The sequence below is a fragment of the Cellulomonas sp. ACRRI genome, assembly GCF_022346185.1.
GTDB lineage: Bacteria > Actinomycetota > Actinomycetes > Actinomycetales > Cellulomonadaceae > Cellulomonas.
This window is the reverse complement of sequence record NZ_JAKRMS010000007.1, coordinates 55,373-63,685: the sequence shown is the minus strand read 5'-3', so window position 1 is coordinate 63,685 and position 8,313 is coordinate 55,373. Positions and strand designations below refer to the sequence as shown.

Annotated in this window: 6 protein-coding genes; all 6 read left to right on the top strand. The window is 74.7% G+C overall.

The features are described 5' to 3' along the window. Positions 1 to 28 precede the first annotated feature (28 nt). The 6 genes from cycA (at position 29) to MHY85_RS03325 (ending at position 8,255) form a co-directional block, all read left to right on the top strand. Positions 29 to 1,549 carry a D-serine/D-alanine/glycine transporter gene (gene cycA, locus MHY85_RS03350; protein WP_239193170.1) on the top strand — a complete coding sequence of 507 codons (1,521 nt, stop codon included), beginning with the start codon at positions 29 to 31 and terminating at the stop codon, positions 1,547 to 1,549. 10 nt (positions 1,550 to 1,559) lie between these two features. Next, complete coding sequence (gene metG, locus MHY85_RS03345; protein ID WP_239193169.1) at positions 1,560 to 3,353, top strand: methionine--tRNA ligase; 1,794 nt, start codon at positions 1,560 to 1,562, stop codon at positions 3,351 to 3,353. 1 nt (position 3,354) lies between these two features. After that, positions 3,355 to 4,347 carry a TatD family hydrolase gene (locus MHY85_RS03340; protein WP_239193167.1) on the top strand — a complete coding sequence of 331 codons (993 nt, stop codon included), beginning with the start codon at positions 3,355 to 3,357 and terminating at the stop codon, positions 4,345 to 4,347. Positions 4,348 to 4,475: 128 nt separating this feature from the next. Next, positions 4,476 to 5,693, top strand: a complete 1,218-nt coding sequence (locus MHY85_RS03335) for a ubiquitin-like domain-containing protein (protein ID WP_239193165.1) — start codon at positions 4,476 to 4,478, stop codon at positions 5,691 to 5,693. Between the two features lie 300 nt (positions 5,694 to 5,993). Next, a complete protein-coding gene (locus MHY85_RS21735) occupies positions 5,994 to 7,253 on the top strand; it encodes a resuscitation-promoting factor (protein ID WP_239193163.1) in 1,260 nt (419 codons plus the stop codon). 36 nt (positions 7,254 to 7,289) lie between these two features. Beyond that, complete coding sequence (locus MHY85_RS03325; protein WP_239193161.1) at positions 7,290 to 8,255, top strand: rRNA adenine dimethyltransferase family protein; 966 nt, start codon at positions 7,290 to 7,292, stop codon at positions 8,253 to 8,255. Positions 8,256 to 8,313 lie beyond the last annotated feature (58 nt).

Here is an 8,313-nt window from a genome sequence, read left to right as displayed (position 1 = left end):
CGCCCACCCCCGACCCGGAAGGACGCCCGTGCCCGAGCCCACCGCACCGGCCGCCGCCGCCAGCACGCCGCAGACCCCCGAGGACCACCTCCAGCGCGGCCTCAGCAACCGGCACATCCAGCTCATCGCGATCGGCGGCGCCATCGGCACCGGCCTGTTCCTGGGCTCCGGCCGCACGATCTCCCTGGCCGGCCCGTCCGTCCTGCTGGTCTACGCGGTCATCGGCTTCATGCTGTTCTTCGTCATGCGCGCCATGGGCGAGATGCTGCTGTCGAACCTGGAGTACAAGTCGTTCCGCGACATGGCGGCCGACATCCTGGGGCCGTGGGCCGGATTCCTCACCGGCTGGACGTACTGGTTCTGCTGGATCGTCACCGGGATCGCCGACGTGGTCGCGGTGTCCGGGTACGTGGCGTTCTGGGCGCCCGACCTGCCGCGCTGGCTGCCCGCGCTGGCCCTCGTCGTGCTGCTGCTCGCGCTCAACCTGGTCGCGGTGCGGCTGTTCGGCGAGCTGGAGTTCTGGTTCGCGATCGTCAAGATCGTCGCCATCGTCGCGCTGATCGCGGTCGGCGTCGTGATGATCTCGATCGGCTTCCGGGGCGCCGACGGGGTGACCGCCTCGCTCGCGCACCTGTACGGCGACGGCGGGTTCTTCCCGCACGGGTTCACCGGGTTCCTCGCGGGGTTCCAGATCGCGATCTTCGCGTTCGTCGGGATCGAGCTGGTCGGCACCACCGCCGCCGAGACCCGCGACCCCGCCCGCACGCTCCCCCGCGCGATCAACGCCATCCCCGTGCGCGTGCTGCTGTTCTACCTGGGCGCGCTCGTCGTGATCATGGCCGTGACCCCGTGGCGGAGCATCGACCCGGGCGAGAGCCCGTTCGTGGCGATGTTCGCGCTCGCCGGGCTGCCGGCCGCGGCGGGCGTCATCAACCTCGTGGTGCTCACCTCGGCGGCGTCGTCGGCCAACAGCGGGATCTTCTCGACGTCGCGGATGCTCTACGGCCTCGCGGAGGACCGCGAGGCGCCGCGCACGTTCGGCCGGCTGTCGGCCCGGCACGTCCCGGCGCGCGGACTCGCGTTCTCCTGCGCCTGCCTGCTGCCGGGCGTGGTGCTGCTGTACGCCGGGCGGTCGGTGATCGAGGCGTTCACGCTCGTGACGACGGTCGCGACGCTGCTGTTCATCGTGGTGTGGACCGTCATCCTGGTGTCCTACCTGGTGTACCGCCGGCGGTCGCCGGAGCTGCACGCGGCGTCGGCGTTCCGGATGCCCGGCGGCCGGGTCATGTGCTGGGTCGTGCTCGCGTTCTTCGCGGCGATGGTGGTCGTCCTGGCGCTGGACCCCGACACCCGGGCGGCGCTGCTCGTGATGCCGGTGTGGTGCGGGGTGCTCGCGGTGGCGTGGGTCGTGCTGCGCCGCCGGGGCGTCGTCGGGCCGGCCGCCCTCCCCGCGCGCCCGGTCGGCGCCCTCACGGACGCCCCCGCGGACGGCACCGGCGACGACGCCGCCGGTGAGACCGGTCGCGAGCCCGCCCGCGCGGCTCACTAGGATCGACGCCATGTCCCGCATCCTCAGCGCAGTCGCCTGGCCGTACGCCAACGGCCCGCGTCACATCGGCCACGTCGCCGGCTTCGGCGTCCCCTCCGACGTGTTCAGCCGCTACATGCGCATGGCGGGGCACGACGTCCTCATGGTGTCCGGCACCGACGAGCACGGGACGCCGATCCTGGTGCAGGCCGAGCAGGAGGGCGTCACGCCCCAGGAGCTCGCCGACCGGTACAACCGCGTCATCGTCGAGGACCTGACCCAGCTGGGCCTCTCGTACGACCTGTTCACCCGCACCACGACCCGCAACCACTACGCGGTCGTGCAGGAGATGTTCCGCACGGTGCACAAGAACGGGTACATGGTCGAGCGGACGACCATGAACGCGATCAGCCCGTCGACGGGTCGCACGCTGCCGGACCGGTACATCGAGGGCACCTGCCCGATCTGCGGCTACGACGGCGCCCGCGGCGACCAGTGCGACAACTGCGGCAACCAGCTCGACGCGATCGACCTGAAGAACCCACGCAGCCGCATCAACGGCGAGACGCCGAAGTTCGTCGAGTCGAACCACTTCTTCCTGGACCTGCCGGCGTTCGTCGACGCGCTCGGCGACTGGCTGCGCACCCGCACCGAGTGGCGCCCGAACGTCCTGAAGTTCTCGCTGAACCTGCTGGACGACGTGCGCCCGCGCGCCATGTCCCGCGACATCGACTGGGGCATCCCGATCCCGCTGGAGGGCTGGGAGGACAACCCGTCCAAGCGGTTGTACGTGTGGTTCGACGCGGTGATCGGCTACCTGTCCGCGTCGATCGAGTGGGCGCGCCGCACCGGGGACCCCGAGGCGTGGCGGCAGTTCTGGACCGACCCCGAGTCGCTGTCCTACTACTTCATGGGCAAGGACAACATCACCTTCCACTCGCAGATCTGGCCGGCCGAGCTGCTCGGCTACGCCGGGGGCGGGTCGAAGGGCGGTGAGCCCGGGGTCTACGGGAGGCTCAACCTGCCGACCGAGGTCGTGTCGTCGGAGTTCCTCACGATGGAGGGCAAGCAGTTCTCCTCGTCGCGCGGCGTCGTCATCTACGTCCGCGACATGCTGAGCCGGTACCAGCCGGACGCGCTGCGGTACTACATCTCGACCGCGGGCCCGGAGAGCCAGGACGCCGACTTCACCTGGGCCGACTTCAAGCGCCGCACCAACGACGAGCTGGTCGCGGGCTGGGGCAACCTGGTCAACCGCACCGCGAGCATGATCCACAAGAACGTCGGCGCGATCCCGGAGCCGGGCCCGCGCACGACGGTCGACGAGGACCTGCTCGCGACGACGACCACCGCGTTCGGCCGGATCGGCGACCTCATCGGCACGCACCGGCACCGCGCGGCGATCGGCGAGGCGATGCGGGTGGTCCAGGAAGCCAACCGGTACATCTCCGAGACCGAGCCGTGGAAGCTGAAGAACGACCCGGAGCGCCTGGGCACCGTGCTGCACACCGCGGCGCAGGCCGTGAGCGACTGCAACACGCTGCTCTCGCCGTTCCTGCCGCACTCGGCGCAGGCCGTGCACGAGGCGCTGGGCGGCACCGGCACGTTCTCCCCGCTGCCCCGGATCGACGAGGTGACGGACCTGGACGACGCGTCCCGGCACTACCCGGTGATCACGGGTGACTACCGGCTCGGCGAGACGGTGCCCGCGTGGCGGCCGCGCGCCGTGGTCCCGGGCACGCCGGTGGGCAAGCCGACGCCGGTGTTCACCAAGCTCGACGACGACGTGGTCGAGACCGAGCTCGACCGGCTGCGCCAGGGCTGAGGTGGGTCGCAGCCGCAACCGGCCCACGGGCTGGGCCCCGTCGCCCGAGCCGCTGCCGGTGCCGGTGGTCGACGACCACACGCATCTGGAGTCGGTGCTCGGGGTGCGCGCCGACGCCGGGTCGGACGCGGGCGACGAGCCCGCGCCCGCGACGCTGGACGACCACCTGGACCGGGCCGCAGCCGTCGGGGTGCCGCGGATGGTCCAGGTCGGCTGCGACCTGGACGCGGTGGCGTGGACGGACGCGGTGCTGCGCGTCGACGCCGACCCGGGCGCGGACCCGGCCACCGCCCCGGTCCCCCTGCGGCCCGGCCGCCGGGCGCTGCTCGGCGCCGTCGCGATCCACCCGAACGAGGCCGTGCTGCACGCCGGCGTCCACGAGGTGGCGCCCGACGGCCTGGAGCCCGACCCGCGGCCCCGGCACGACGCGTCCCTCGACGAGGCGCTGGCCCGGGTGGCCGCGGTCGCCCGGGCGAACGACCGGGTCCGCGCGGTCGGCGAGACCGGCCTGGACTTCTTCCGCGCCGGCCCCCGCGGCCGCCAGGTGCAGCGCGAGGCGTTCCGGGCGCACGTGGCGCTGGCCAAGGAGCTCGGCCTCGCGCTGCAGATCCACGACCGCGACGCGCACGACGAGGTCGTGGACGTGCTGCTCCGCGACGGCGCCCCCGAGCGCACGGTGTTCCACTGCTTCTCGGGCGGCCCCGCGCTCGCCGAGGTGTGCGCCGAGCACGGCTGGTTCGCGTCGTTCGCCGGCCCGGTCACCTACGGCGCCAACGACGACCTGCGGGCGGCGGTGCGGGCGCTGCCGCTCGACCTGCTGCTCGTCGAGACGGACGCGCCGTACCTGACCGCGCACCCGCTGCGCGGCCGCCCGAACGCCCCGTACCTGGTCCCGCACGCGGTGCGCCGGATCGCCTCCGAGCGCGACCTGGACCTGGCGGAGCTGTGCCGGTCCCTGGCGTCCACCGCGGAGCGGGTGTACGGCCCCTGGTGACCCCCGCCCGACGGGGTGGTTCCGCGGATCGCGGGTTCCCCTCCGGGTCACGGATCGGTTACGGTCGGAGCGCTGTACCGGCGCGGGTCCCTCCCCTCGTGCCGACCCGACCTGCTGGAGCCCCCCGCGTGCCTGCGCCCGAGACGCCCGTAGCCCCCACGTCGAGCCCGACGCACCGCACCACCCGCCGCTCCCGCCTGCTCCGGCACGGCGCCCAGGGCCTCGCGCTCGCGCTGGTCGCGGGCGCGACGACCGCCTTCGTCGGCCTGCACAAGACCGTGACCGTCGAGGTGGACGGCTCCGCCGTCGAGGTGAGCGCGTTCGGCCGCACGGTCGGCCAGGTGCTCGCGGCCGGCGACATCGAGGTGGGCGACCGCGACCTGGTGGCCCCGGGCCTCGGCGAGCCGGTCGGGGACGGCGCGCAGATCGTCGTCCGGCACGGCCGCGAGATCGACGTCCAGGTCGACGGCCAGGACCGCACCGTGTGGACGACGGCGCTCACCGTCGGCGAGGCGGTCGAGGGCCTCGGCCTGCGCGACGACGAGACCCTGCTGTCCGCGTCCCGGTCCGCCGGCCTGGAGCGCGGCGACGTGCTGCGGGTGTCCACCCAGAAGACCATCCACCTCGCCGTCGACGGCCAGGTGATCGACGGCCTGACCAGCGGCGGGACCGTCCGGGACGCGCTGCGGGACATCGGCCTGGTGCTGAACGAGGGCGACCGGGTGTCCGTCCCGCTCGACGCCACCGCCACCGACGGCCTGGTCGTCCTCGTGACCCGCGCGGCCACCGCCGGGGAGACGGTCACCGAGGCGGTGCCGTTCGCGGAGCAGGAGGTCGAGGACCCCACGCTCGCGAAGGGCACCCGCAAGGTCGAGACCGCGGGCCGCGCCGGCGTCCGGACCACCACGTACAGCACCGCGACCGTCGGCGGCGCGGTGGTCGACCGGCAGGTGGTGGCCTCCGCCGTCACCGTGGAGCCGGTGACCCAGGTCGTCAAGGTGGGCACCATGGAGGTCGCCGCGGGCGTCGACATCTCGGTCTCCCCGGGCAGCGCGCAGGAGATCGGCAAGCAGCTCGCCGCCGAGCGGGGCTGGGGCGACGACCAGTTCGCCTGCCTGCTGCAGCTCTGGAACAAGGAGAGCGGCTGGCGGGTCGACGCGGCCAACTCCTCCTCCGGCGCCTACGGCATCCCGCAGGCGCTGCCGGGCTCCAAGATGGCCAGCGTCGCCGCCGACTGGCGCACCAACCCGGCGACCCAGATCACCTGGGGCCTCAACTACATCGCCGGCCGCTACTCGACGCCGTGCGGCGCCTGGTCGTCGTTCCAGGCCAAGGGCTGGTACTGACCCCCTCCCGCCCCCGGCGGTGACCCGCGGGGCCGCGCCCTGCACTTGGCACATGGTCACGAATGGGTTACGGTCGCGTGTCGCTCGTGACAGACCGGGGCCCTCCCCCCGCGAGCGCACCCGCGCAGCGCACGCCGCGCGGGGCATGACCGCCGGATCGGGGATCCGGGACCGCCGGGCGCGACACCTCCCTCCAGGTGCCGCCACCGCCGGGGCCGTCAGGCCCGGGCACCGGCGGGCGACGCACGCGTGCGCCGCGCCCCGCCCCCCGTGCCCGGGACCGCCGTCGTCTGGAACCACGTGACCTCCCTCCTCCGCCGCGCCCGCGCGCGCCTCGCCGCCACGCCCGCCGCCCTCCGCACCCGCGTCGTCCACAACACGGACCCCGGGTCCGCCGGCACCGAGCCCGACGGCGCGCGCCGGTCGCGCCGGGGCCGCGTGCGCCTCATCGGCGCCGCGACCGCCGTGGTCGTGCTCGCCACCGGTGGCGTCGCCGTCGCGGACGCCCACAAGACCGTGACCCTCGACGTCGACGGGGTCACCACGACCGTGTCGACGTTCTCCGGCAGCGTCGACGGCCTGCTGGCCGAGCAGAAGCTCGAGCTCGGCGACCGCGACACCGTCAGCCCCTCCGGGGCGCTGGCCGACGGCGTCGACGTCGTCGTGCGGCACGCCCACCAGGTGACCATCAACGCCGACGGCGCGGAGCAGACGGTCTGGACGACCGCCCTCACCGCCGACGAGGCGCTGACCATGCTCGCGACCCGCGGCGACGACGTCCGGCTGGTCGCGTCCCGCTCGGCCGCCGGCGGGCGCCCGGACCTGTCGCTCGACCTCACGCTCGACGGCGCCGCCGCCGTGGTGGTCGACGGGACGACCCTGACGGTCCCCGACGGCAGCACCACCGTGGCCGACGCGCTCGACGCCCTGGGCGTCACGCTCCAGCCGCTCGACCGGGTCAGCGTGCAGCGCGCCGGCGGGACCATCACCGTCGTGGTGAACCGCGTCGTGATCCAGGACGTGACCACCACCCACGAGGTGCCGTTCAACGCCGTCGAGCAGAACGACGCGTCGCTGTACGTCGGCGACTCCAAGGTCACCACCGCCGGCGTCCCCGGTGTGCGGACCGTCGTGGAGCGCGTGACCACCGTCGACGGCCAGGAGACCGGCCGCGAGCCGCTGTCCGACGCCGTCACCCAGGCGCCGGTCGACCAGGTCACGAACGTCGGCACCAAGAAGAAGCCGGTCGTCACCACCCCGAAGGCGTCCTCGTCGGCGCCCGCGTCCGCCGGCACCCCGGCGGTCGGCGGCGGCGACGCGGCCGGCCTCAACTGGGCGGCGCTGGCCGCGTGCGAGTCGGGCGGCAACCCGTCGATCGTGTCGGCCTCCGGCAAGTACCACGGGCTCTACCAGTTCTCGGTCGCGACCTGGAACGCCGTCGGCGGCACGGGGCTGCCCTCGCAGGCCTCGGCCGACGAGCAGACCGCCCGGGCGCAGATGCTCTACAACCGCTCCGGCGCCGGCCAGTGGCCGGTCTGCGGGTCGCGGCTGTTCGGCTGACGCCGCAGCCGCGGGGAGCCCGGTAGGCTCGCCCGCATGTCCTCCAGCACCGGCCCCGTCGCACCCGCGGCGGGGCCGCTGCTCGGTCCGGCCGAGATCCGCGCGCTCGCCGAGCGCGCCGGCATCCGCCCGACCAAGACCCTCGGGCAGAACTTCGTGCTCGACGGGGGCACGGTCCGCAAGATCGTCCGGCAGGCCGACGTGGTCGCCGGCGAGCGGGTCGTCGAGGTCGGGCCCGGGCTCGGCTCGCTGACGCTCGGCCTGCTCGAGGCCGGCGCCGACGTGGTCGCGGTCGAGATCGACCCGGTGCTCGCGGGGCTGCTGCCGGAGACGGTGCGCCGGCACGTGCCGGGCGCGGTGGTGGACACCGTGGACCTGCCGGACGTCGCGGCGCCGCCGGCCGGCGCGGGCGCCGACCCCGGCCCGCCGCCGCACCCCGCGCTCACCGTGGTGCGCGGCGACGCGCTCGACGTGCGTGCGCTGCCCGGCCGGGCGCCCACGGCGCTGGTCGCGAACCTGCCCTACAACGTCTCCGTGCCGGTGCTGCTCACCTTCCTCGAGCACTTCCCGACGCTCGAGCGGGTGCTCGTCATGGTGCAGGCCGAGGTGGCCGACCGGGTCGCCGCCCCGCCCGGCAGCCGCACGTACGGCGTGCCGTCGGTCAAGGCCGCCTGGTACGCGTCCGCCCGCCGCACGGCGACCGTCGGCCGGTCGGTGTTCTGGCCGGTGCCGAACGTCGACTCGGCGCTGGTCCGCCTGGACCGCCGGGAGCCGCCCGCCACCACCGCGACGCGCGAGCAGGTGTTCGCCGTCGTGGACGCCGCCTTCGCCCAGCGGCGCAAGATGCTGCGCTCCGCGCTGGCGACGCTCGCCGGCGGCGCCGAGGCGGCCACGCGCGCGATCACCGCGGCCGGGGTCGACCCGCAGGCCCGCGGCGAGGCGCTGGACGTGACCGCCTTCGCCCGGGTCGCCGAGCGGCTGCACACCCCCGCGCAGGGCTGACCTCGCCGGACGCCGCCCGCCGGTGCGCCGGCCCCGGGACGCGCCGGACGCGCCGGGA